This is a genomic window from Ferrovibrio sp. GW821-FHT12E11 (assembly GCF_058806975.1).
Window position 1 is genome coordinate 114,321 of record NZ_JBXAQG010000001.1, and the last position, 21,824, is coordinate 136,144.

The 21,824-nt window shown below is 62.7% G+C and carries 24 protein-coding genes; 10 read left to right on the plus strand and 14 right to left on the minus strand.

Features of this window, described 5'->3' with window-relative positions:
• Positions 1 to 3 precede the first annotated feature (3 nt).
• The 4 genes from AC1ROT_RS00590 to AC1ROT_RS00605 are packed head-to-tail and all read right to left on the minus strand — an operon-like array spanning position 4 to position 3,763.
• Positions 4 to 1,020 (minus strand): branched-chain amino acid ABC transporter permease, encoded by a 1,017-nt coding sequence (locus AC1ROT_RS00590; protein ID WP_492996850.1) that lies wholly within the window; start codon positions 1,018 to 1,020, stop codon positions 4 to 6.
• Entirely contained in the window at positions 1,017 to 1,739 is a 723-nt protein-coding gene (locus AC1ROT_RS00595) for an ABC transporter ATP-binding protein (protein WP_492970639.1), read from the minus strand. Before AC1ROT_RS00595 ends, AC1ROT_RS00590 begins: the two co-directional genes overlap by 4 nt.
• Positions 1,736 to 2,506 (minus strand): ABC transporter ATP-binding protein, encoded by a 771-nt coding sequence (locus AC1ROT_RS00600; RefSeq protein ID WP_492970638.1) that lies wholly within the window; start codon positions 2,504 to 2,506, stop codon positions 1,736 to 1,738. The genes AC1ROT_RS00595 and AC1ROT_RS00600 overlap by 4 nt, the downstream gene beginning before the upstream one ends.
• 57 nt (positions 2,507 to 2,563) lie before the next feature.
• Positions 2,564 to 3,763: a substrate-binding domain-containing protein gene (locus AC1ROT_RS00605; protein WP_492996851.1), complete on the minus strand. Its 1,200-nt coding sequence runs from the start codon at positions 3,761 to 3,763 to the stop codon at positions 2,564 to 2,566.
• A gap of 291 nt (positions 3,764 to 4,054) precedes the next feature.
• Here AC1ROT_RS00605 and AC1ROT_RS00610 point away from each other — a divergent pair, with 291 nt between their 5' ends.
• The 7 genes from AC1ROT_RS00610 to AC1ROT_RS00640 all read left to right on the plus strand — a co-directional run bounded on the left by AC1ROT_RS00610 (position 4,055) and on the right by AC1ROT_RS00640 (position 9,182).
• Entirely contained in the window at positions 4,055 to 4,687 is a 633-nt protein-coding gene (locus AC1ROT_RS00610; RefSeq protein WP_492970636.1) for a TetR/AcrR family transcriptional regulator, read from the plus strand.
• On the plus strand, positions 4,684 to 5,439 hold the full coding sequence (locus AC1ROT_RS00615; protein WP_492996852.1) for an enoyl-CoA hydratase/isomerase family protein: 756 nt from the start codon (positions 4,684 to 4,686) through the stop codon (positions 5,437 to 5,439). Before AC1ROT_RS00610 ends, AC1ROT_RS00615 begins: the two co-directional genes overlap by 4 nt.
• 5 nt (positions 5,440 to 5,444) lie before the next feature.
• Positions 5,445 to 6,932: an acyl-CoA synthetase gene (locus AC1ROT_RS00620; protein ID WP_492996853.1), complete on the plus strand. Its 1,488-nt coding sequence runs from the start codon at positions 5,445 to 5,447 to the stop codon at positions 6,930 to 6,932.
• A gap of 5 nt (positions 6,933 to 6,937) precedes the next feature.
• On the plus strand, positions 6,938 to 7,306 hold the full coding sequence (locus tag AC1ROT_RS00625; RefSeq protein ID WP_492970633.1) for a MaoC/PaaZ C-terminal domain-containing protein: 369 nt from the start codon (positions 6,938 to 6,940) through the stop codon (positions 7,304 to 7,306).
• Positions 7,303 to 7,689, plus strand: a complete 387-nt coding sequence (locus tag AC1ROT_RS00630; RefSeq protein WP_492996854.1) for a hotdog family protein — start codon at positions 7,303 to 7,305, stop codon at positions 7,687 to 7,689. Before AC1ROT_RS00625 ends, AC1ROT_RS00630 begins: the two co-directional genes overlap by 4 nt.
• 5 nt (positions 7,690 to 7,694) lie before the next feature.
• Positions 7,695 to 8,480 (plus strand): alpha/beta fold hydrolase, encoded by a 786-nt coding sequence (locus AC1ROT_RS00635; protein ID WP_492996855.1) that lies wholly within the window; start codon positions 7,695 to 7,697, stop codon positions 8,478 to 8,480.
• 87 nt (positions 8,481 to 8,567) lie between these two features.
• Positions 8,568 to 9,182 carry a ferric reductase-like transmembrane domain-containing protein gene (locus AC1ROT_RS00640; protein WP_492996856.1) on the plus strand — a complete coding sequence of 205 codons (615 nt, stop codon included), beginning with the start codon at positions 8,568 to 8,570 and terminating at the stop codon, positions 9,180 to 9,182.
• On the opposite strand, the gene AC1ROT_RS00645 is transcribed toward AC1ROT_RS00640, so the two are convergent.
• The 10 genes from AC1ROT_RS00645 to AC1ROT_RS00690 all read right to left on the minus strand — a co-directional run bounded on the left by AC1ROT_RS00645 (position 9,166) and on the right by AC1ROT_RS00690 (position 19,207).
• Positions 9,166 to 10,665: a tripartite tricarboxylate transporter permease gene (locus tag AC1ROT_RS00645; protein ID WP_492970628.1), complete on the minus strand. Its 1,500-nt coding sequence runs from the start codon at positions 10,663 to 10,665 to the stop codon at positions 9,166 to 9,168. The two genes, AC1ROT_RS00640 and AC1ROT_RS00645, sit on opposite strands and share 17 nt — an antisense overlap.
• Before the next feature lie 9 nt (positions 10,666 to 10,674).
• A complete protein-coding gene (locus AC1ROT_RS00650) occupies positions 10,675 to 11,145 on the minus strand; it encodes a tripartite tricarboxylate transporter TctB family protein (protein ID WP_492996857.1) in 471 nt (156 codons plus the stop codon).
• Positions 11,146 to 11,222: 77 nt separating this feature from the next.
• Positions 11,223 to 12,194, minus strand: a complete 972-nt coding sequence (locus AC1ROT_RS00655; RefSeq protein WP_492970626.1) for a tripartite tricarboxylate transporter substrate binding protein — start codon at positions 12,192 to 12,194, stop codon at positions 11,223 to 11,225.
• 178 nt (positions 12,195 to 12,372) lie between these two features.
• A complete protein-coding gene (locus AC1ROT_RS00660) occupies positions 12,373 to 13,107 on the minus strand; it encodes a Crp/Fnr family transcriptional regulator (protein WP_492970625.1) in 735 nt (244 codons plus the stop codon).
• Between the two features lie 29 nt (positions 13,108 to 13,136).
• Positions 13,137 to 14,273 carry a DNA polymerase III subunit delta' gene (locus AC1ROT_RS00665; protein WP_492996858.1) on the minus strand — a complete coding sequence of 379 codons (1,137 nt, stop codon included), beginning with the start codon at positions 14,271 to 14,273 and terminating at the stop codon, positions 13,137 to 13,139.
• The gene (tmk, locus tag AC1ROT_RS00670; protein ID WP_492996859.1) at positions 14,270 to 14,935 is read right to left on the minus strand and encodes a dTMP kinase; all 666 of its coding nucleotides are present in this window, start codon (positions 14,933 to 14,935) and stop codon (positions 14,270 to 14,272) included. Before tmk ends, AC1ROT_RS00665 begins: the two co-directional genes overlap by 4 nt.
• Complete coding sequence (locus AC1ROT_RS00675) at positions 14,932 to 16,107, minus strand: D-alanyl-D-alanine carboxypeptidase family protein (RefSeq protein WP_492996860.1); 1,176 nt, start codon at positions 16,105 to 16,107, stop codon at positions 14,932 to 14,934. The genes tmk and AC1ROT_RS00675 overlap by 4 nt, the downstream gene beginning before the upstream one ends.
• Positions 16,097 to 17,110 (minus strand): septal ring lytic transglycosylase RlpA family protein, encoded by a 1,014-nt coding sequence (locus AC1ROT_RS00680; protein ID WP_492996861.1) that lies wholly within the window; start codon positions 17,108 to 17,110, stop codon positions 16,097 to 16,099. Before AC1ROT_RS00680 ends, AC1ROT_RS00675 begins: the two co-directional genes overlap by 11 nt.
• 106 nt (positions 17,111 to 17,216) lie before the next feature.
• Positions 17,217 to 18,377: a lytic murein transglycosylase gene (locus tag AC1ROT_RS00685; protein WP_492996862.1), complete on the minus strand. Its 1,161-nt coding sequence runs from the start codon at positions 18,375 to 18,377 to the stop codon at positions 17,217 to 17,219.
• Positions 18,378 to 18,463: 86 nt separating this feature from the next.
• Positions 18,464 to 19,207: a YdcF family protein gene (locus AC1ROT_RS00690; RefSeq protein WP_492996863.1), complete on the minus strand. Its 744-nt coding sequence runs from the start codon at positions 19,205 to 19,207 to the stop codon at positions 18,464 to 18,466.
• A 154-nt stretch (positions 19,208 to 19,361) separates the two neighbouring features.
• Between AC1ROT_RS00690 and AC1ROT_RS00695 the strand changes: the two genes are divergently transcribed.
• From AC1ROT_RS00695 to AC1ROT_RS00705, 3 genes are all read left to right on the plus strand, one after another.
• Complete coding sequence (locus tag AC1ROT_RS00695) at positions 19,362 to 20,666, plus strand: MmgE/PrpD family protein (RefSeq protein ID WP_492996864.1); 1,305 nt, start codon at positions 19,362 to 19,364, stop codon at positions 20,664 to 20,666.
• Between the two features lie 8 nt (positions 20,667 to 20,674).
• Positions 20,675 to 21,175, plus strand: a complete 501-nt coding sequence (locus AC1ROT_RS00700) for a hypothetical protein (protein WP_492970617.1) — start codon at positions 20,675 to 20,677, stop codon at positions 21,173 to 21,175.
• A gap of 78 nt (positions 21,176 to 21,253) precedes the next feature.
• Entirely contained in the window at positions 21,254 to 21,778 is a 525-nt protein-coding gene (locus AC1ROT_RS00705; RefSeq protein ID WP_492970616.1) for a response regulator, read from the plus strand.
• Positions 21,779 to 21,824: the final 46 nt, after the last annotated feature.

Genomic DNA, 21,824 nt, shown 5'->3' on the forward strand with positions numbered 1-21,824 from the left:
CCCTTACCGCTTCGCCACAGGGTAAAGCCCCTGAGGCCGCCACAGCAGGATCAGCACCATCAGCAGGATGCTGGAGCCAAGCGCCAGTTTGGGCGCCAGAAAGCCGGTGTAATTGGCCACCAGCGCCACCAGCAGGGAGCCGATGAAACAGCCGCCGACCGAGCCGAGGCCGCCGATGATGATGACGATGAAGATCAACACGTTGACTTCCATGCCCATGCCGGCGGTCAGGGTCTGGCGATAGAAGGCCCAGAGCACGCCGCCGAGGCCGGCGAGCGCCGAACCGGCGATGAAGACGCCGACGAACAGGCGCCGGATTTTATAGCCCAGCGCTTCGACCATCTCGGGGTTTTCCACACCAGCGCGAATCAGCAGGCCGATCTTGGTGCGATTGAGCACCGCATACATGGCGCCAAAAACCGTCAGCCCCAGCACCACGGCGATGACGCGGTATTTCTCCATGGCAGCGTCGCCAATGACAATGGCGCCGCGCAGGCCCTCGGGCAGGCGCAGCGGGATCGGGCTCGCGCCCCAGAGCACATGAATCATCTGCTCGGCGACAATCATGCCGCCCATGGTGATCAGGATCTGCTTCAGATGCTGACCATAGACCGGGCGGATCACCACGCGTTCGAAGGCCCAGCCAAGCGCGCCTGTCACCACCATGGCCACCAGCATGCAGGCCAGCAGCACACCGATATTGAGCCAGATACTGGTGGATTCGACCCAGCCGGCCAGCGGGCCGAGCGCCACGAGACTCATATAGGCGCCAAACGAGATGAACACACCATGACCGAAATTCAGCACGTCCATCAGGCCGAAGACCAGCGTGAGGCCCGAAGCCATCAGGAAGATCATCATCCCCATGGCCAGCGCCGCCACCGTGAGCGTCACCCAGCTGGAAAAGCTGCCGACCAGCGGCAGGGCGGCCAGCATCAGGATCGGCACCAGCAGTGCCGGCAGGATATCGAGGCGCACCTTCGGCAGGGTGGTTGTTTCTGTCGCGACAGCAGCGGTCATTGATGCGCATCCATGCTCAGGCCCAGCAGCTTCTGCTGCAGGCTCTTGTCCTCGGACAGTTCCGCCATTGCGCCGGTATGGACGATACGGCCATCATCCATCACCGCGACATGGTCGCCGAGCAGTTTGGCGGCAAGGAAATTCTGCTCGACCAGCAGAATGGTGGCGCCGGTCGATTTCAATTCCCTGAAGGCCTGGATCATGTTCATGATGATTGCCGGCGCCAGCCCCTTCGTCGGCTCGTCGATCAGCAAAAGCGCGCGCGGCTCGATAATGGCGCGCGCAATCGCCAGCATCTGCTTCTGGCCGCCCGACAACGATCCGGCCGCCAGCAGCCAGAAGCGCTCCAATGCCGGAAACAGCCCGAAAATCCACTTCAGCCGCGCCAGGTCGATCTCGCCTTCGCGGGCAGCGAGGATCATGTTCTCGCGCACCGTCAGGTCGGCGAAGATGCCCATATTTTCCGGCACATAGGCAATGCCGGATTGCGCGATATCCGGCGTCGGCTTCGCCGTGATGTCCTGGCCATCAAAGGTAACGCGGCCCTGACTCGCCTGCCACAGGCCCATGATGGTGCGGAGCGTGGTGGTCTTGCCGGCGCCATTGCGGCCGAGCAGCATGGTAAGCTGGCCCCGCGGCACGGCGAAATCGACGCCATGAAGGATGTGATACTGGGCAATATGGGTGTGGACACCCTCAAGGCGGAGCAGATCACTCATGCCGCCGCCTCCGGACTGATGCCGAGATAGGCTTCCTGCACGATCGGCGAGGCAATCACGGCCGCCGGTTCGCCATCGGCAACCAGATTGCCGTTGTGCAGCACGATGATGCGGTCGGCCAGGCTGCGCACCACATCCATCTTGTGTTCGACCAGCAGCACGGTCTTGTCGCCACGCGCCTTGATCCCGTGGATCAGTTCCAGCACCGTCGGCACCTCATCCACCGACATACCGGCCGTGGGCTCATCGAACATGAAAATATCGGGGTCCAGCGCCAGCAGCAGCGCGACCTCCAGCTTTCTTTGATCGCCATGCGGCAGTGCGCCAGCCGTGGCATTGCGCTTGTCATCCAGGCGCACGGATTCAAGCAGACTGTCGGCCTTCTCGATCAGATCGCGGCGATGACTCCAGAGCTGCAGGAGCTGCAATCCCGCACCGGCGCGGGATTGTACCGCAAGGCGCACATTTTCCATCACGGTCAGGTTTGGAAACAGATTGGTGAGTTGGAAGGCGCGTCCCATGCCGCGCTTGGTGCGGGCCGAGGCGCTCATGGACGTGACATCATCGCCGCGCAGCAGCACCTGGCCGGCCGTGGATTTTAGCTGACCGGATATCAGGTTGAAATAGGTGGTCTTGCCGGCGCCATTCGGCCCGACGATGGCGGTGAGCGTGCCGGGCTGGAACGCGCAGCTGACCGCGTTGACAGCGACATGACCACCGAAGCGTATCGTCAGGTCGCGGGTTTCCAAGGTGGGAATGACAGACATGGCATCCAGACAGAAAATGCGGCCGGAGCAATCGCCTGCCCCGGCCGTTTCGCAGTGTTAGCGTTTGTTGCGGATCGGCAGCGGCATCGCCGATTCCTGGATGGTCTGCACCAGGTCGAGCAGGTCGTTGTCGTCCTTGCCGTCCTTCTTGACCTTGAAGTGATACATCTGCTGCAGCGCCTGATGATCTTCCTTGCGGAACAGCATCGTGCCCTTCGGGGTGTCGAAGACCATGCCTTCCATGGCAGCGATCAGCTTTTCGGTATTGGTGCCGCCCGCCTTCTGCACGGCGGTCAGTGCCGCCGAAGCGGCCGCGAAACCGCCTGCAGTAAAGAAGTCCGGCGGCGCGCCGTTGTTACGCTTCTTGTGCTCGGCCACGAACCAGTCGTTCACCGGATTCTTCGGGAAGTCATGGTAATAATAAACGGCGCCTTCCATGCCCGGATAGGGCTTATAGCCCTTCATCACCGGCAGGATGTTCCCGCCCGGCGCGATCTCGATGTTGAAGCGCTCGGGCTTCAGATCGGCGATCTTGGGCAGCGGATGCGGGCCGGCCCAGATGATCGCAATGACGCGCTTGCCCGGCTTGTCCTTCAATGCGTCGAACAGGCGCTGCGCCGAAGCGGTAAAGTCGGTGGTCTGCTGCGGAGCGTATTCCTCGAACACGACCTTAACGTTCGGGCGCAACTGGCCCAGCGCGTCCTTCATCGCCTTCACGCCGTCACGTCCAAAGGCATAGTCCTGCGCCAGTGTGGCGATGCTGACTTCACCGGAGATCGGGAAAGCGGCAGCGCCGGCATAGGCATCCTGGGTGGAATTACGGCCGGTCCGGAAGATATACCTGTTCCACTTCTCGCCGGTGATCGCATCGGCCACGGCGGGCTCGACGATCAGGATTTTCTTGTGTTCTTCGGCAACCGGCAGCATGGCCAGCGCGCCGCCCGAACCCGTGGTGCCGACCGCGAGATCGACATTGTCATCGGCATAGGCCTGTTCCAGCAGCGACTTGGCCAGATCGGGCTTGAGCTGGTCGTCCTTGAGCAGGACCTGGATCTTGCGACCCTGCCAGGTCATCGTGCCCTTGGTCATATATTCCAGGCCCATCATGAAGCCGGTCTCGGTCTGCTTGGCATAGGCTTCAAGCGGACCGGTCTTGCTGGTAATCAGGGCAATCTTCAGATCTGCGGCCTGTGCTGACAGCGCCAGCCCGGCAGTCAGTGCGACGGCCAGACCCGCCGTCTTGATCACGCGCTGCATGTATTCTCTCCCTTCGACGATGCGGACATGACGATGGAGACGCGAGTACAGGCATGCGTACGGATATGCAGCTTGTGCGACATCGGCTCCTCCCTCTTCATGGCCCGGGTGATCCCCGGTGCCGGTGGCAGATCGCGCCCGCTGGACGATCCGCAAACATGACAGTTGATTCATGTTTCATAGATTCGTACTCTCAGTGCCGGAAGCCGTCAAGCTGGATTCCCGCCCTTGGGCCGGAAAACCCGTTACGACGCCTCCGGAGGATAACGACACAAAAGATTCATGCCGCACATGAACCCGAGGAAACGTGCATTGCCGCTGCCGAAAACCGGCCGCGGCGAACAGACCCGCCGCAAGATTCTCGACGCCGCCAAGCGCGAAATCGGACGGCGTGGCTTTGCCGAAGCCTCGATTGCCACAATCACCTCCGAGGCCGGCGTCGCCCAGGGCACCTTCTATATCTACTTCCGCAGCAAGGAAGACGTGATGCGCGAGTTGGTCCTCGATATGGGCCGCATGCTGCGCCATCATCTGACCGAGGCCACAGAAAAAGCCGTGAGCCGCATTGAAGCCGAGCGGCAGGGTCTGCATGCCTTTCTGGGCTTCGTGCGCCGCAACCCCGATCTCTACAAGGTGGTGGAAGAGTCGCAGTTCGTCGACGAAAAGGTTTATCGGCAGTATTACACCGACTTTGCCAAATCCTATCGCATCGCACTCTCGGCAGCCGAGAAACGCGGTGAAATCGCACCGGGCAAAAACAGCCATGCGACCGAAGTCCGCGCCTGGATGCTTATGGGGATAGCGGTTTTCCTCGGCCAGCGTTACGGCCTGTGGGACCCGAAAGCGCCGCTGGATCCCATCGTCGATGTCGCAACCGCCATGGTTGCCCATGGCATCGTTGCCGAGCCACCACGCCGACCATGACTCTCACCCTGCTGCAGATCGACGGGCCGGTGGCCCGACTGACGCTCAACCGGCCGGAGCGACATAACAGCCTGATCCCGGCGCTGCTCGACAGCCTGAATGCCGACCTCGCCCGCATCGCCGCCCTGCCCCAGCTTCGTGCTGTGGTGCTGCAGGCTGCTGGCCCCAGCTTTTCCACTGGTGGCGATATCGCCGGGTTCCATGCGCAGCCGCGCGGTCAGCGTCGCGCTTATGCCGAAGCTGTTGTCGGTTCGCTCAACCGCGCCATACAGGCGCTGTTTGATCTGCCAATTCCGATGATCGGCCGCGTACAGGGGCCGGTGACCGGTGGATCGCTTGGCTTTGTCCTGGCCTGCGATCTGGTCGCGATGACGCCTGCAGCCTTCATCCAGCCGTATTACACACAGGTGGGCTTCAGCCCCGATGGTGGCTGGACCGCCCTGCTGCCCGCTCGTATCGGCCAGGCCCGCGCCCGGGAGATCCAGTTGCTGAACCGCCGCGTTACAGCCGCCGAGGCCGTACAACTGGGGCTGGCGACCGCATTGGCCGAGGCGGATTCCTTGGATGCCGTAATCGACGCCTGGCTGGACAGGCTGCTGACAAAGCAATCGAGCAGTATCCGGCGCACCAAGACGCTGTTACGACCGGATTACGCCGCCGACCTGGAGGCCGAGTTGCATCAGTTCGCAGAGCAAAGCGACAGCGACGAGGCCGAATCCGGGATGACCCATTTTCTGGCCAGGACAGCGTAACAGCCATGCAGTTCGTTTTCGATATCGCCGCCCGCCGCGCCGAACTCACACCGGACCGGATCGCCTTTACCGACAGCAATGATGGGCGCCGGCTGAGCTATGCCGATCTGGACGATCGCGCCAGCCGCTTCGCCGCATGGCTGCAGCAATCCGGCATTGTCAGTGGCGACCGCATTGCCATTCTGTGCCTGAACAACGCGCGCTTTTTCGAAATCCTGTTTGCCTGCGGCAAGCTGGGCGCCGTGCTGGTGCCGCTCAACTGGCGGCAACCGGCACCGGAGTTGCGACCGGTACTGCAGGATTCCACCCCGAAGCTGCTGATCCACGATGCAGAGCATGCGGCGCTGGCCGCCGGTCTCGATCTGCGGCTGCTGTCCTTTGCTGATTACGATATGGCGGTGGCCGCCACACCGCCGGTGCGTTTCGATACGGCCTGGCCGAGCGATCGCGTCTGGTACATGCTCTATACCTCCGGCACCACCGGCACGCCCAAGGCCGTGATCCAGACGCCGGGTATGGCATACGCCAATGCCATCAATATCGGCCAGGCCATCGACCTGACCTCGCGGGACACCACCCTCAACTTCCTGCCGCTGTTCCATACCGCCGGCATAAACCTGCACACCCTGCCCGTCCTGATGCAGGGTGGCCATGTAAAGGTGCTGCGCAAGTTCGATATCGCTCCGGTAATGGCAGCGCTGAAGGCCGGCGACTGCACGGCCTTTTTCGGCGTACCGGCCATCTACCAGGCCCTCAGCCTGCATCCGGCCTTTGCCCGTGCCGATTTGTCGAAGGTCCGGTCCTGGGGTTGCGGCGGAGCACCGTTGCCCGCCCCACTTATCAGCCTTTTTGCTGCCCGCGGCGTCAGGGTCTGCAATGGCATGGGCATGACAGAAACCGGGCCGACAGTATTCCTGATGGATACCGCTCATGCGGAAAGCAAGATCGGCTCGGTCGGCAAACCCCAGATCCTGGCCGAGGTGCGTCTGGTGGATGATCGTGATGCACCACTACCGGACGAGGCGACCGGTGAGCTGCAGATACGCGGTCCTGGCGTGACGCCGGGCTACTGGAATAACGAAGCCGCAACGAAAGCCGCCTTCACTCGCGATGGCTGGCTGCGCACCGGCGATGTGGCGCGGCGCGACGGCGATGGCTACTACTACATCGTCGACCGGATCAAGGACATGTTCATTTCCGGCGGCGAGAATGTTTATCCGGCCGAAGTCGAGATCGTGCTGTACAAGGCCACCGGTGTCTTGGAATGCGCGGTGATCGGTGTGCCGGACGAGAAATGGGGTGAAGTCGGCTGTGCCTATGTATTGCCGCAACCCGACGCCAGCCTGGATGCCGAATCCCTGCGCAGCTTCTGTCGCCAGAATCTTGCGGCCTACAAGGTGCCCAAACACTTTCGCATTATCACCGATTTTCCACGCACGGCGGCCGGCAAGGTGCAGAAGCACATCCTGCGTCAGTCGTTTTCCCAGTCGTGAACAGTATGACTATCAGTATCGAGCGCAGCCTGAGTCAGAACGAATTCGATGTCTTCGCCGCCGTCAGCGGCGACAACAATCCGATCCATGTCGATGCGGTATTTTCGGCCCGTACGCGGTTTGGCCGCACGGTCAGCCATGGCATGCTGTTGTACACCGTGCTCTGGGGGCTGGTGCAAAAGCACTATCCCGGTGCCCGCCAGACCAGCCAGAGTCTGATGTTCCCCAACCCCGCCTATGCCGGCGAAGCACATCGCTTCTCCCTGACCGAGGTCGAACGGCTTGGAGAATGCTGCGTGTTGGCGACAATCGTCACCCGGGTTTCGGATAATGCCGTGGTCCTGGACGGTCAGACGGAGATCGCCCTGTCATGACGACTGAAATACATAAGGGTATGCAGGTGGGGCAGAAGGCTGAAATCCGCCGCCGCTTTACCACCGAAGACGCCGCCCGCTTCCAGAATCTGGCCGGGGATGACAGTGTCAGACTGCAGGCTGTGCCGGAGCCGCTGATCGGCGCCCTGTTTTCCTACCTGCTGGGCGTTGAGTTGCCGGGATTCGGCACCAACTACCTCAAGCAGGATATGCAATTCGAACGACCGGCCGCGCTTGATACGGAACTGACGGCCACCGTCGAGATCACCCGCCTGCGTCCGGACAAGAATCTGGTCGATCTGGCAACCATCTGCGTGGATGCAACCGGCCAGGTGATCTGCCGGGGACGCGCGCTGGTGCTGGCACTGGATGTCGGGGCCTGACCGTCATGCATGTCGATGAAGCCGGCCAGGGCCAGCCGCTGATTTTTCTGCACGGCTGGTCCAGTCACGGCGGCTATTTCTCGCCCCAGACCGACCATCTGGCCAACAGCTATCATCTGTTGCTGCCCGACCTGCCAGGCCATCGTCACAGTCCAGCCGCGCCGGAAGCCCTAACGATTCCGCGCATCGCGGATGAACTGCATCACCTTCTCGCCGCCCGCAATCTGCAGAATGCCGTCCTGATCGGCTGGTCGATGGGCGCCATGGTGGCGCTGGACTATATCGGCCGGCATGGCACAGACAGACTGGCCGGACTGGTGATCGAGGATATGACCGTACGGATAACCGGTGCGCCCGACTGGCGCTTTGGGATTCGCAACGGCTTCGACCTGACGCAAAGCAATGTTGCCACGCAGGCGATGCGCGCCGACTGGGCGACCTACGCGCAGCAGGCCATGCCCAGGCTGTTTGCCCGCCACCATCATCTACCGCCGGATCTGATAGACTGGATCGGCGGTGAAATCGCGCACAACGATGGCCACGCCATGGCTGCTCTTTGGGATTCGATGGCCAGACAGGATTATCGGGGGCTTCTGCCCCGCCTGTCTCTGCCTGTCCTGATCCTGCACGGGGGCGAGAGCCAGCTTTATGAACCCGCCGTCAGCCAGTGGATCGCGGCCAACATCAAAAACTCCAGGCGCGTCTGCATCGACCAGGCTGGTCATAGCCCGCATCTGGAAACACCCGACGTCTTCAATCGTGCCTTGACGGATTTCATCACGTCCCTGTGACCCGCTGCCGGCTGTAATGGCCGTCACTTGCCAGACCGGCCATTGCGGCAGAAGGATCGTGCCGGCTCAACAGGGAGGCCCGGCGGCATGACGCACTACCTCAATGGCTGGAAACTGACCGGCACCATCTCGATCCTGCTGGTTGCCATGGCCCTTGGTCTATTTGCCGGTGAGCATTTCTCAGTTGACGGCATCCGACTGGTGATCCGCGCCACGGCACGCAGTTCACTGGCCCTGTTCCTGCCGGTCTTTGCGGCCTCGGCGCTTGTCGCTCTGTGGCCAAGCAACCTTACACGCTGGCTACGCCGCAACCGACGCTATCTCGGCGTCAGCTTTGCCGTATCTCACGGCATTCATGCCATTGCGATCATCGCCTTTGCCCGCCTGGATCCGGAACAGTTCAGCCAGATGACCACGACGGGCACGCTGATCAGCGGCGGCTCGGCCTATCTGTTCATCATCCTGATGGCAGCCACGTCGTTCGACCGCGCCGCACGCTGGCTGGGCGCCCGCAACTGGCGCATCCTGCATTGGTGCGGCGCCTGGTATATCGCGCTGTCGTTCATCGTCACCTTCGGCAAGCGCACGCCCGACATGCCGCTTTACTGGCTGCCTGTGGTATTGGTGATCGCGGCGATCATTCTCCGGCTCACGGTCTGGTGGCGCGGCCGGCGCGCAACCGTACTCAGAGCGCCGGCCTAGCCCGCAAACGCCGCACCAGCCAGCTGCCGACCGGCCAGAACAGGATGACGAATGTGGCAACGCCCAGGCCAGCCGAGATCGGCCGTTCCAGGAAGACCATCAGGTTGCCATCGGCCTTGATCATCGACGTAACGAAGGTTTCCTCCAGCATGGTGCCCAGCACCACACCCAGAATCGCCGGCGCAACCGCGAATCCGTTTTCCTCCATCACATAGGCAAGTACACCGAAGACTAGGACAATCAGAACACCGAACACGGTGTTGTTGATAGCAAAGGCGCCGACCATGCAGAACAGCAGGATCACCGGCATCAGGATGTTTCCCGGAACGCGCAGGATGTTGGTGGCCAGCCGGATCGTTGCCCAGCCCAGCGGCACCATGATGATATTGGCCAGGATGAACACCAGGAAGATCGCGTAAACGTTTTCCGGATTGTGCAGGAACAATGTCGGACCGGGATTGAGTCCCTTCAGATACAGCACACCGATGGCAATCGCCGTAATGGAGTCGCCCGGAATGCCAAACACCAGCGCCGGGATCCAGGCGCCGGCCAGAGAGCTGTTATTCGCGGCGCCGGACTCCACAATCCCTTCGACATGGCCGGTGCCGAACTTCTCTGGTTCCTTGGAAAACTTCTTGCTCATGGCATAGGACATCCATGACGCCATATCGGCGCCGGAACCGGGCTGGATGCCGATGATCGTTCCCAGCACGCTGCCGCGCAGCAACGCGCCGGGATACTTCACCAGCAATCCCCACATGCCGGCAAAGACATTGCCCAGTCGTTTGGTCGGCGGACGGGCTGGCGGGTCCATGTTCACGACAAAGCGCAGGATTTCCGAAACGGCGAACATGCCAACCATCATCGGGATCAGGCTCACGCCCCCCATCAATTCGGTATTGCCAAAGGCAAAGCGGGGATAGCCGCCCGGATTGTCGAGGCCGACACAGGAGACCAGCAGGCCGATCAGCAGCGAGATACAGGCCTTCAGGACGCTGCTGCTGCCAATGAAGACAGCGCCGGCAAGTCCAAGCACGACCAGCCAGAAATATTCGAAGGACGAAAACTTCAGGGCAATTTCCGCCAGGGCCGGCGCGGCCGTGATCAGAACTGCGGTTCCGAACAGTCCGCCAATGGCCGAAAACACCAGACCGGCGCCAAGCGCCACCTCGGCCTGGCCTTTCAGCGTCATCTGATAGGCTTCATCGGTATAGGCGGCGGATGCCGGTGTGCCCGGAATGCGCAGCAGTGCACCGGGAATATCCCCGGAGAAAATCGCCATGGCTGTTGCGGTCACGATCGCCGCAATCGCCGGCACCGGCGGCATGAAGAAGGTGATCGGCACCAGCAGGGCCGTCGCCATGGTCGCGGTCAGGCCCGGAATGGCCCCCACCACCAGGCCGAATATGGCCGAGCAGAGAATGACCATCAGGACGTAAGGATCGAACACCAGCTGGAAGGCCATCATCGTATGCTGCAGCATGCGGGCCTCCTACCAGCTAATACCCTGCAGCCAGCCCCATGGCAGAGGCACGCGCAGGAATTTGTAGAAGATGGTGTGGATGACCAGCGTTACGCCAATTGCAATCGGCAGAATCAACAGCGGCCGGACCCGCAGGCTGTAGAACAGGGTGCTCAGGATTCCGATGCCACAGAGAATAAACCCTAGTGTATCCGCACAAAAAATATAGAAGAGCAGCGCGGCCACGATCAGCAGGAAGTTCACGGCATGGTGCGGTGAACGCATCCAGGCGCCGAGCAGCACCAGCGGCTGGCGTTCGGCACGAAATCCGCGCCAAATTAATGCCAGGGAACAGCCCAGCAGCAGAACGGCCAGCAGGCCGGGAAAAGCTGAGGGGCCGATATTCTGACCGGGGATCGGTGGATACTGACTGACCGTGATCAGAATGGCGATGGCGAGAATAGCCAGCAGAGCGCCGCTGAGAGCATCATGAATACGCATGCGGGATTACCTGTTTGACGGAAAGAAACGCCGGCGCGAATCTTTGTCGCGCCGGCGCACCATCTGTTCGATCGCGTTTACTTGGCGATGCCAACCGCTTTCATCACAGCGCCGAGATCGGCATCCGACTTGGCCATGAACTTGGCATAGTCCTCCGGGCCAGCCCAGATGATGCCGAAGCCGCGCTGCGCCATGAAGTCTTGATACTCTTTACTGTCGTAGACCTTCTTCACGACGGTCGTCAGCTTGTCGGCCACATCTTTTGGCAGCCCCTTCGGCGCCGCGATGCCACGCCAGGCGGCCATGGTCCAGTCACTACCGGTTTCCGCTTTCAGTGTCGGCACATTGGGGAACAGGGCCGATGGCTTCGGATCCATGATGGCCAGGCTTTTCACCTTGCCCGCTTCGATCAGCGCGCGGGCCTCGGGGAGCGAAACCGGCGCGATCTGCACGCCACCGGCGATCATGTCCTGCAGGCCGGGCGCCGCACCGTTGCTCGGCACCCAGCCGACGGTGGACGGGTCGATGCCCTGATCCTTGAGCAGTCCTGCGATGGCGAGATGCCAGATGCCACCCTGCCCGGTGCCCGAAGCCTTGAACTTGCCCGGGTTCGCCTTCACGGCGGCCAGCAGTTCCTTCACGGTTTTATACGGCGCATCGGCGGCAACCTGCACACCGGCCGGATCGGCATTGACCAGTGCGATCGGGGTATAGGACGTCGGGTTCAGCTCGGTGAGACCCTGCCAGTGCATCATCGCGATCTCGACGGTGATCAGACCGATGGTGTAGCCATCGGCCGGCGCCTGGGCGATGGCGGCATGCCCCACCACACCGCTGCCGCCGGTCCGGTTCACCACATTGACCGGCTGGCCGATCTCTTTTTCCATCAGGCTGGCGATGATGCGCGCCGTCGCATCGGTGCCGCCACCGGCGCCCCAGGGCACGATCAGGGTGATCGGACGATCCGGATAGGCGGCCTGCGCGCCGACTGCTGCCAGCAATGCCGCGCCGGCGACGAGACTCGTGACGAATGCCTTGAACCCACGCATGGGTTACCCTCCTGCTGATTGGCGTTTCCTGTGCCACGTCGACGCGTCGTTTGTTCGCGCGCCTGTCCACGGCACTGTCACTATCTCCTATCTCATATGTCAGGGCAACGCAGAAACGGAGGCCCCGCGAGCCCCCGCAATGCAGCAACTTGTATTTTGAAGGAACAGGTGCCCGGCGTTACGCCAGGCCGTGGCCGCCCTGGCGTACATCCAGCCGCTGGATTGCCTGTTCCAGAGCTGCGCGGTCGGTCAGGTAATAGGTCTTATCCTTGCGGGTGACCTGACCGCCATGCAGCAGGTTGGCCAGCACACGCGCCACTGTTTCACGCGTGGTGGCGGCGCGACGGGCAACTTCATGCTGCTTGGGCATCGGATAGATCATCCAGCCGTCGTTGTTCAACGGGTCCTTGCGCGCCAGCTTCAGCAATTCGCGATACACGCGCTGAATGGCGCCCAGTGTCGCCAGATCCATGATGCGTTCGTTATTGGCACGGATGATGCTGGTGAGACGGCGCATCACTTTCAGACCGACCGCCGGCTCGCGTGCCAGCAGCGCTTCAAAAGCCTTCGGCGGCAAGGCGGCAAGGCGGCAGGTGGTCTGCGCCACCACGCTGGCTGAGCGGCGCTCGCCATCAATGGCGGCGATCTCGCCGAAATAACTGCCGGCCGAAACCAGGGCGTAGGAAATCTCGCGGCCATTGCCGGAGAAGTTCACCACCTCAACCGTGCCGTCGACGACGAAGTAGACATCGCGACTGTCGCTGTTGCGGTCGAGAATCTGTTCGTGGGCGGCGAAGCGACGCCACTGGCAGGCACGCTCCACATCCGCGCGCGCAGCCGGGCTGAGATCGGCAAGCAGGTCGATCTTTTCCAGACTGTCGGGCGTATTGGCGCCTGCGGCGGCCTTGGCCATAAAATCCCCCTGCCCAAAAAAACTTCGTATCAACGCGCGGCTGCAGACCGCGCCAGTGCTGCGAACAGGTTCAGCAGCATCTGCTTGCGGTCGAGATTGACCGATTCCCCGCGGTCGAGCAAGCGACCGATGGTTTCCCAGTCCTCCGCCCAGCGGTCCGGACCCTGCCATTGCGCCAGTCGTTGCGCCAGGGCGGTTTCGCCCGGGAAAATCTCGGTCCAGCCACTACCACCGATCCGGCCGGCTGCAGCCGCGCGCATCAGGCGGGCCAGCCACCAGCGAAACAGGTCGGTCATCAACTGGAAGCCCGCCCCGCTGCGGTCGCGATTCAGCGCATCGCCGAAGGCGTGCAGCTTGGCGATATCGGGTTTGGGCAACTGCCCGACCATGTCCAGCAAGCCATGCAACAGCTTCAACCCTCCCTGCCCGGCCAGCATCATGCCGCGGCCCGGCGCGCCTTCGGCCAGCACAGCCAAACCACGGCGTTCGCCCGGATCCAGATCGGGCAGCAGCCGGTCCAGCGCCGGCATCAGGTCGGCCTCGTCCAGGGCTTTCAACGGCAGCCGGCGACAGCGCGAGCGTATGGTCGGCAGCAGACCGCCGGGCGCATGGCTGACCAGCAGCAGCACGGCGTTTGGTGGCGGTTCTTCCAGAATTTTCAGCAGCGCATTCGCCGCATTGGTGTTCATGTCATCGGCGGCATCGACAATACAGACGCGATAACCGCCCTCCGCTGCCGTCATGGCGAAACGGTCGATCACGGCGCGGATATCCTGCACGACAATATCGCCGCGCCAGCGATCGGCCTTGTCGTCGTAACTGCGCTCCACCGTGATCAGATCGGCATGGCCGGCATTGGCCACACGGCTGAACACCGGATTCTCCTCCGGCACGGCAATGCTCTCGGGCAGTACCGGCGCGTCGCCGAACAGGCTCGGGCCACTGTCGATTGCGGATACCGGACCGGTGGCGAGCAGGAAACGGGCGAAACGAAACGCCAGCGTCGCCTTGCCCACACCGCGCGGACCGGTAATCATCCAGGCATGCGGCAGCCGGCCGGATGCCCAGGCATCCAGCAGCGTTTTCTCCGCCGCGGCATGGCCGAACAGCGCAGCATTGTGGCGCGGCCCCCAGGAGGCCGCCTGTTGCGGATCGAAGCCACTCATGGCGTCAGGGTAAACTGTGCAGCAACCGCCTGCCAGAGCGCAGCGGCCACCTGATCCGCATCGCCGCTGGCATCCACCACACGGCAGCGCTGCGGTTCGCGGGTGGCGATATCGCGGAAAGCCCGGCGCAGGGTTTCGTGGAATTCATGGCCCATGCGCTCATAGCGGTCTTCCGCCACAGTCTGTCCCTGCATGCGTGCTTTCGCGCGAGAGAGACCAATATCGACCGGCAGGTCCAGCACCAAGGTCAAATCCGGGGCGAAGTCGCCAAGCACCAGTTTGTGCAGGGCGGCGATCGTATCGCGCCCCACGGCACCGCCATAGCCCTGATAGGCCATGGTTGAATCGGCAAAGCGGTCGGAAATCACCCAGGCGCCACGCGCCAGCGCCGGTTTCACCGTCTTCTCCACATGGGCGCGACGGGCCGCATAATGCAGCAGGGTTTCGGTCATGGCATCCCAGCGGTCGGGATCGCCGGTGACCAGCAGCGTGCGGATCGCCTCGGCGCCGGGCGTGCCGCCCGGCTCGCGAGTCAGCACCGTTTCGATGCCATGCTCCGCCAGCTTTGCCGACAGGCGCTTTGCCTGGGTCGACTTGCCGGCGCCCTCGCCACCTTCCAGCGTGATGAAGCGCCCCGGAAAGCGACTGGGACTTGCGGTCACTGCTTCTTCGCGCCCCAGAGCAGATAGCTGACCGCAGCGCTGATACGGCCGGTGAAGCCGAGCTGCTGCACATCGGCGCCGGCAACCAGCGGCACTTCCATCAGCGTGGCATCCTTGTTGGCCACCACCAGCTTGGCAACCGGCGTGCCCTTCACGACAGGTGCCGGAATCGGATTGTCGTAAGAGATCGTGACCTTGACGCCGGCCTTGCTCTGGCGCGGCAGCGTCAGCGCCAGGCTCTTTTCGATCACCAGCGGCACGCGCGGGGCCTCGCCGAGCCAGACGTCGGCCTCGTCGACCGTCGCACCGGCGGTGAACAGCCTGTAATTGTCGAACTGGCTGAAACCGAGCTCAAGCAGACGCTCGGACTCGCGCGAACGCTCGTTCATGCTCTTCAGGCCGTTCACCACCAGGATCAGCCGGCGCTCGCCACGCTTGGCCGACACGGTGAGACCATAACCGGCCGCATCGGTATGGCCGGTCTTCAGGCCATCGGCGCCGACATCCTTGTAGAGCAGCGGATTGCGGTTGCCCTGGGTGATCGGCTTCTTGGTCACCTGGTCGATACCGTAGGTGAACTCCTTCTCGGAGTAGAAATGGTAATACTGGGGGAAACGCGAGATCAGCTGTTTGGCCAGGATGGCCAAGTCCCGCGTCGTCATCATATGCTGCGGATCGGGCCAGCCTGAGGCATTACGGAAGGTGCTGTTCTTCATGCCCAGCTGGCGCGCACGCTCGGTCGCCAGTTCGGAGAAGCGCTCTTCCGTGCCGGCAACACCTTCGGCCAGCACGACACAGGCATCGTTGCCAGACTGGATGATCATGCCGCGCAGCAGGTCTTCCACCTTCACGCGGCCGCCGATCGGCACAAACATCTTGGAACCCTGGATGCGCCAGGCCTTTTCGCTGACCGGCAGCATGTCGTCCATACGCAGCTTGCCGGCCTGCAGCTGTTCGAACACCATGAAGGCGGTCATCAGCTTCGACATCGACGACGGCGGCATCAGCTCGTCGGCATTCTTCTCGAAGATCACCGTATCAGTGTCGTAGTCGATCAGCAGCATCTGGCGCGCGACCGTCTCGACCTGGCCGAGCTGTGCCCTGGCCGGAGCCACGCCAAGGCCCAGCACCAGCGCTACGGCAACCGCCGCGACAAAAGACTTAATCGACAACGATACGCGCATTGCTCTGTCCGTTATTTATCGCTTGCTGCAAAGCCTGGTCAGCAGCGGAGACATGGTTGAAGGGTCCGAGGCGGACGCGGAAAAATTCCTGCTTGTTCACGAATGTCGAACTGACGCCGGTCGGGCCGATCAGCGACAGCTGCGCCGCCAGCTTATGGGCATTCTCATGCAGGGTGAAAGCGCCGACCTGAACGTAAATCTGGCCGCCACGGGCCGGGCCGACCTCGACCTTCTGCTGCGACAGGTCGTTCACCGCAACCACATCGCCAACCTTGGTCTGCGCGCCCTGGGGAGCCTGGCTGGCATTCTGCGCCGACAGAATCTGCATGGGCGACGGCTGCGCCGGCGCAGTCTGCACCACGTCGCCACTGCGGCCTTTGGCGCCCGGCGGCGGCGGCAGGGCCTCGGCCTGGACACCGCCACGTGGCGCAGCGCTCGGGCGCTCGTCGCCGCCAACACTGCGCGACGCCACCATGGTGCTGCCGGAATCGCCCGGCAACGGCGCGGGGCCGACATACTGCACCCGCACCTTGGCGGTGCCCTGGCGGTCATAGCCCAGCAGTTGCGCGCTGCGGCGCGACAGATCGATCACGCGACCGTTCACATAGGGACCGCGGTCGTTGACGCGCACAACGATGGTGCGGCCGTTTTCCATATTGGTGACGCGCACCAGCGAGGGCATCGGCAATGTCGGATGCGCCGCCGTCACGTCATTCATGTCGAAGGTTTCGCCATTGGCGGTGGTCTTGGCGTGGAACTGCTCGCCATACCAGGACCCGATGCCCGTTTCGTCGTAATTCGGGTCTTCTTTCGGGTAATACCAAACGCCATTGATCTGGTAAGGATTCCCCACCTTGTAGATGCCGCCTTTGCCCGCTGTGGATGGGCCACCGCCAGGCTGGTCGGTCCGCATGATCGACTTGGCGGTATGATTGAACAGCTTGGTCTCGGCGCAGGCTGTCAGACCCAGCCCCATCAGGGCAACGGCCACGAGGCGGGCATACCTCTGCCAGGCGGTCCGGGAGTCCCCCTTGACCCCCCCGGTAGAGCAAGGGATGGCGTGCCGACGGCGCTTCATGGTCTAGATGTTGCGTATATTAACTGTCGCCGAGGCGATCGGCAAGCAGGCTGACAGTCAAAGCGTAGTGATGGGCGCAGTTGTAACGCAGCACCGAGCGGTAATTGCCATAGACCAGGAAGGTCGGTCCCCCGGCCCCATCCGGCTGAACCAGAGCACCTGACTGCTGGGCTTTGGGCAGTTCCCCGCCATCAGCCCGCCGCACCCCCAGTCGACTCCAGTCATCCAGGGGCATGTCGCGGGTCATCTGGTCGATGGCCCGACAGCCGGAACGGCCCTCGCGGGCGAATTCTCCCAGCCGCTTCTGCAGGTCGGGGGAAATCCGCACCTCGCGCCCCCAGGTCTGATTCGTGCTCCAGCCATGCTTGGCCAGATAGTTGCCGATGGAGGCAAAGACATCGCCGGTATTGTTCCAGATGTCGCGCTTGCCATCGCCGTCGAAATCCTCGGCATAGGACAGATAGCTGGTCGGCATGAACTGCGGCTGCCCCATGGCACCGGCCCACGACCCCTTCATGGTGGGGAAATCGATATAGCCGCGATCAAGCATGGTCAGCGCCGCGAACAGCTCGCCGCGGAAATAGGTGGACCGGCGGCGGTCGAAGGCCAGCGTCGCCAGCGAGTGCACCAGCGGCACATCCGCCTTTACCGCACCGTAGCGCGTTTCGATGCCCCAGATCGCCAGAATGAAACGCGGCTGTACGCCATAGCGCTGGGCCACCTGGCGCAGCAGCACCTGGTGGTCATCCCGCAGCTTCTGGCCACGCGCCACATTCGTCGGCGTGATGACACGGTCGCGATAGGTGGCAAAGCTGAGCTTGAATTCGGCCTGGTTACGGTCACGCTCAATGATGCGCATGATCGGCTCGACGCCGGTCAGCGCCTGTTTCACCACGTCGCTCTTGATGCCCTTCTGCAGGGCTTCGGTCCGCACCTCGGCAAGGAACGCTTCGAAATCGGTGCGATTGAACGGCGCAATCGGTTCTGCATTGGCGGTCGGTGTCGCAGGGGGCGCCGCCGGAGCAGGCACATTGCTGGCCGTCACCGGTGCTGCGACAGGTGCTGCAGCCGGCGGCGTCTGCGCCGCCGCGCCTTCCCGTGGCTGACCGGACGGCCGGATGCCACAGGCCGCGACCAGGCAGAAACCAAGCAAAACTGCGCCAAGCCGCAACCGCCGCATCGCTAACCCTCCGAATCCGTAATCTGCAAGACGTTCAAGGCATTAACCTGCCAGGACCGCCACCGCCAGTGCCAAACTGTGATAATTCACGGTTTCTGTGCATCCATCCTGCGCGGGGGCAGGAAATCATTGGTATACCCCATAATCCGGTAACCGATCAGGCCCAGCCATTCTTTGCTCAGGCCATTCAGGGCGGCGAGATTGCGAAACGGCGCGAAATCGCGATCCTGTGCCCGGCCGGTCGCGAAATCCACCGGATAGGGCAGAACCGGCCAGCCAACCGCCGTGAAACAGTTCACGGCACGCGGCATATGCGAGGCGGAGGTGACAAGCAGCCAGGTCTCGCCCGGCTGGACCTGGACCAGCCCGACCGAGTTCCGGGCGTTTTCCATGGTGTTGCGCGATGTCCGCTCAAAGACCACCCGCGAAGCATCGAATCCGAGCAGATCGAATACACGGGCCGCAACATCAGCTTCGGTGACCCCGTCGTCGGGAGCAGGTGCCGCACCGCCGCCGGTGAAGACCAGTTTCGCCTCCGGATAGCGGCGGCCCAGGGCAACAAACGCCACCAGCCGATCCGCATTGCCGTTCAGTTCCGGCCAGCCACGCGCGGCCATGATCCGCGGTCGCTCCGAGCCGCCCAACACGATGATCCCATCAACATGCGGCGGCAGATCCGGTACCGGGAAATAATCCTCCAGCGGTCGCAGCAGCCAGTCCTGTAATGGTAACGCGCCAAGCACCAGAATACCGGTCAGCAACAGGCCACCCAGTCCGATACCGAACCGCCGGCTGCGGCTCCACCACGATAACGGCAGCGCCAGCAGCAAGAGGCCGAACAGCAGACTGCCCAGATTGGCGAATACGGAAAGAACCTGCATCATGGAGGCATTCGATGGGGAGCGGAAACGAGGGTGGGATTCTGCCTGCCCAGTGATAAATTTGGGTTAAACCCTTTCCGCACAGCCCGCCACAGTCCCGGACATGACCGCCATTCCACCGCTTTCCCTCACCGGCCACCTTGCCGCCCTGATCGCCGCCAAGCCGATCGCGGTCGAGGATTATCGCAGCGCTGCGCTGTTCACGCTGGACGCCCTGGCCAATGCCCTGGCCGGACGCAACACCGAGCCGGGCCGTATTCTGCTGGAATGGGCGGCCGCCGAAGCGCTCACTTCGGGACGCGAGGCCCTGCTGCTGGGTGGCCTGACGCATATTCTGGAAGTCGACGACCTGCATCGGGCATCGGTTGTGCACCCCGGCTGCGTTGTGGTGCCTGCCGCCTATGCCCTGGCGCATCGCCGCGGCATCGGCGGTCGCGCCTTTCTTGCTGCCGTTCTGCGCGGCTTCGAAGCCTGCTGTCGTATCGGCATGGCGGTCGGCCCCGCGCATTACCGGATCTGGCACAACACCGCCACCTGCGGCCCCTTTGGCTCCGCCTATGCCGCCGGTGATCTGCTCGGTCTCGATCACGCCGCCATGACGGATGCGCTGGGCAATGCCGGCACGCAGTCATCGGGCTTGTGGCAGTTCCTCGATACCGGCGCGATGAGCAAGCATCTGCATGCCGGGCGTGCCGCCGAAGCCGGATTGCTGGCTGCCGATCTGGCGGCGCGCGGTTTTTCCGGCCCGCCGCGCATCCTGGAAGGCGAAAAGGGGTTTTTCAAAGCCACCTGCACCGATGCACAGCCCGAGCGCGTGCTGGCCGAAGCCGGCGCGCCATGGCAACTGCGCCAGACCTCGATCAAGCCCTGGCCCTGCTGCCGCCACACCCACCCGACCATCGACGCCGCCATCGAACTGGCCGGCCAGGTCGGCAACCGGCAGGTCGAGCATATCCATGTCGCCACCTATCAGGCGGCGCTGGATGTCTGCGACCGCCCGGCACCAGACAGCGAGTATGCGGCCAAGTTTTCGCTGCAGCATACGGCAGCCGCAGCCGTGCAGGATGGCAAGGTGGATTTCAGCAGCTTCGATCCCACGGCCCGGGCACGCCTGGCGCCATATACGGCCGCAGTCACCATTGAGGCGACGGCGCCGTTCGTCGACCGCTACCCGCGCGCCTGGGGCGCCCGGGTCAGCATCCGTCTTGACGATGGCAGCCTGTTGGCCGCCGAGCGGGTCGATGCCTTCGGGGATCCGGAAAATCCGCTGGATGATGCCGCCATGCAGGATAAAGCCACAATGCTGCTGCAATTCGGCGGCATCGAGAACCCTGGCGCCTTTATCGCCGCTGTCCTGGCCATGGCCGATGATGGTCCACTGCCTGTCCTGCCCGAACGGATGGTATGAGTATTGTGATGATGACGCGCTTTCTGTTGCTGTTCGCCCTGCTGATCGTTGCCATGCCGGCCTGGTCGCAAGGCCAGAACAACACCCGCGCCGGCGCCAGCAATGCCGCCTGCTTCACCAAGAAGGAAGCTGAGGCGGAAGCGGAAGTCCGCACCGGCATTCAGCTGCGCGAAATCCTGCGCCGCTGCGCCCAGGTCGACCCCGCGGGACAGGCCTATCTTGATGACTGGTACACCTTCGACCGCGACAATACCGACCGCCTGAAAGCCGCCGTCGACCTGCGGCGCCAGGCCCTGTCCCGCATCTATCCGAATCGCGTTCAGTCCCAGCAATGGGAGACCGACGCCGCCGTTGCGACCATGAAGCCGCTGCAGACCAATGAAGGCGTCTGCAAAAGTACCTATGACATCATCGATCGCATCAAGAAGGAAAAGTGGCCGGGCTTTAAATATTACTCCAAGCTCCAGGGCAACCTGCTGACGAACGAGCTGCCGCTCTGCCGCCGCTGATGGCAATCCTAAATTGGGCTATACGCATTGCCACGGCCTGTTTAAAATCACCCAGTAGTTTGGGTCGGGGGCCGCAGGGTGTCGTTAAGTTACGAGAAGCTGAAAATCCTGCTGGTCGAAGATCATGACGCCCATGCTCTGGCGTTGATCGCCATGCTGCAAGCCATCGGCGTGCGCCATATCGACCGTGCCGATGACGTTGCCGCGGCCGTGCGCCATCTCAAGACCGGCATTTTGTATGATGTGATGCTGTGTGATTTCAATCTCGGCGAAATCAACGGGCTGTCGCTGGTCAAGATCGTACGCAACAACAACCAGCTGACCAACCGCTACATGCCGATTATCATGATCACCGGCGACACCAAACCCGAGCGCATCATTGCCGCGCGCGAAGCCGGCGTGAACAATTTCCTCGGGAAGCCGATCGATCCGCCAACCCTGCTGCGCGCCATCGAGACCATCCTCAAGAACCCGCGGGCCTTTATCGAAACCAGGGCCTATTTCGGACCTGACCGCCGGCGGCGCAATGAGCCGGGACTGCAGGGGCGCCGCGAGGGCGATCGTGGCAAAAGCGATACCGATCCGTCGGATCAGTGGGAGTGATGCCGGCCCCGATTCCGGGTCGACATGCGGATTGCAGCTTCCGGCA

What these genes read in the sequence shown, in the direction of transcription:
- AC1ROT_RS00630 (WP_492996854.1), top strand. Translation starts at nt 7,303, where the DNA reads ATGACGACTGAAATACATAAGGGTATGCAGGTGGGGCAGAAGGCTGAA.
- AC1ROT_RS00590 (WP_492996850.1), bottom strand. Translation starts at nt 1,020, where the DNA reads ATGACCGCTGCTGTCGCGACAGAAACAACCACCCTGCCGAAGGTGCGC.
- AC1ROT_RS00645 (WP_492970628.1), bottom strand. Translation starts at nt 10,665, where the DNA reads ATGCTGCAGCATACGATGATGGCCTTCCAGCTGGTGTTCGATCCTTAC.
- AC1ROT_RS00610 (WP_492970636.1), top strand. Translation starts at nt 4,055, where the DNA reads ATGAACCCGAGGAAACGTGCATTGCCGCTGCCGAAAACCGGCCGCGGC.
- AC1ROT_RS00595 (WP_492970639.1), bottom strand. Translation starts at nt 1,739, where the DNA reads ATGAGTGATCTGCTCCGCCTTGAGGGTGTCCACACCCATATTGCCCAG.
- AC1ROT_RS00615 (WP_492996852.1), top strand. Translation starts at nt 4,684, where the DNA reads ATGACTCTCACCCTGCTGCAGATCGACGGGCCGGTGGCCCGACTGACG.
- AC1ROT_RS00660 (WP_492970625.1), bottom strand. Translation starts at nt 13,107, where the DNA reads ATGGCCAAGGCCGCCGCAGGCGCCAATACGCCCGACAGTCTGGAAAAG.
- AC1ROT_RS00625 (WP_492970633.1), top strand. Translation starts at nt 6,938, where the DNA reads ATGACTATCAGTATCGAGCGCAGCCTGAGTCAGAACGAATTCGATGTC.
- AC1ROT_RS00600 (WP_492970638.1), bottom strand. Translation starts at nt 2,506, where the DNA reads ATGTCTGTCATTCCCACCTTGGAAACCCGCGACCTGACGATACGCTTC.
- AC1ROT_RS00665 (WP_492996858.1), bottom strand. Translation starts at nt 14,273, where the DNA reads ATGAGTGGCTTCGATCCGCAACAGGCGGCCTCCTGGGGGCCGCGCCAC.
- AC1ROT_RS00640 (WP_492996856.1), top strand. Translation starts at nt 8,568, where the DNA reads ATGACGCACTACCTCAATGGCTGGAAACTGACCGGCACCATCTCGATC.
- AC1ROT_RS00620 (WP_492996853.1), top strand. Translation starts at nt 5,445, where the DNA reads ATGCAGTTCGTTTTCGATATCGCCGCCCGCCGCGCCGAACTCACACCG.
- AC1ROT_RS00695 (WP_492996864.1), top strand. Translation starts at nt 19,362, where the DNA reads ATGACCGCCATTCCACCGCTTTCCCTCACCGGCCACCTTGCCGCCCTG.
- AC1ROT_RS00635 (WP_492996855.1), top strand. Translation starts at nt 7,695, where the DNA reads ATGCATGTCGATGAAGCCGGCCAGGGCCAGCCGCTGATTTTTCTGCAC.
- AC1ROT_RS00655 (WP_492970626.1), bottom strand. Translation starts at nt 12,194, where the DNA reads ATGCGTGGGTTCAAGGCATTCGTCACGAGTCTCGTCGCCGGCGCGGCA.
- AC1ROT_RS00685 (WP_492996862.1), bottom strand. Translation starts at nt 18,377, where the DNA reads ATGCGGCGGTTGCGGCTTGGCGCAGTTTTGCTTGGTTTCTGCCTGGTC.
- AC1ROT_RS00605 (WP_492996851.1), bottom strand. Translation starts at nt 3,763, where the DNA reads ATGCAGCGCGTGATCAAGACGGCGGGTCTGGCCGTCGCACTGACTGCC.
- AC1ROT_RS00650 (WP_492996857.1), bottom strand. Translation starts at nt 11,145, where the DNA reads ATGCGTATTCATGATGCTCTCAGCGGCGCTCTGCTGGCTATTCTCGCC.
- AC1ROT_RS00700 (WP_492970617.1), top strand. Translation starts at nt 20,675, where the DNA reads ATGATGACGCGCTTTCTGTTGCTGTTCGCCCTGCTGATCGTTGCCATG.